An 804-nucleotide genomic window follows, 5' to 3' on the forward strand; every position below is an offset into this window, starting at 1 on the left:
GTGCGGGCGTGCGTGGGCCGGTGCGGGGCGGTGCGCAGGAACTCGTCCCGGGAGAACACCATGGCCCGCTGGTCCGGGTCCCAGCTCCACGTCGTGCGGTACTCGTACCCGGCGATGCCGGCCGGCGAGCGGATGATCACCGCCCGCCCGGCCAGCTCCACGCCGATCACCGCGTCGTCGTTGGCGAACACCTGCACCAGCCGGTGCCGCTCGAAGGTGTAGACGCGCACGGCCGTCTGGTTCGTGGGATACAGCCGGAACCCCAGCGTCATGTCCTCGCGCCCGTCCCCGGTCAGGTCACGGAAGTACGGCTTCATCACCGGGCACCGCGCTCCCCGGTCGCCGGCCGTGCTGCCCGTGCCCCCTGTGCCGGCTGCGCTGCCCGTGCCCCCTGTGCCGGCTGCGCTGCCCGTGCCACCTCCACCTGTGCTGCTTGTGCCGCCCGTGCCGCAGTCGGCCAGCCGGGCGGCCGTCTCCCGGTACGGCGCCTTCACGGCCGTGTAGTCGTCCGGGTGCGCGGCGACCTCGGCCCGCACCACGGCCACCGGATCGAGCTTGCGGACGTCGTCCCCGGGTGCCGTGACGCCCTTGGCCGTCTCGCTCTGCACCTCGTCGTAGGGCCACGCCGGGCTGGCGGCCGGGCGCATCGTGGGCCACAGCCGGGCCGGGCTGATCGCGGTCGGCGTGGCACCGGCGGACCGCAGGTCGCCCGCGTCCCCGCAGCCCGCCGCCGTCGCCGTCAGCAGGGCGACGAGGAGGACGGCCAGGGTGGGGCGGCGTCGGCGGAACACTGCTCTCCGGTGA

General features: G+C 75.2%; 1 protein-coding gene. It reads right to left on the reverse strand.

Annotated elements, in window-relative coordinates:
- Positions 1–791 (reverse strand): hypothetical protein (locus GV126_RS33545; protein ID WP_236570353.1); only part of this gene is annotated, 791 nt, incomplete at its 3' end.
- Between the last annotated feature and the right edge of the window lie 13 nt (positions 792–804).

The sequence above is a fragment of the Streptomyces mexicanus genome, from assembly GCF_902506575.1.
GTDB lineage: Bacteria > Actinomycetota > Actinomycetes > Streptomycetales > Streptomycetaceae > Streptomyces > Streptomyces mexicanus.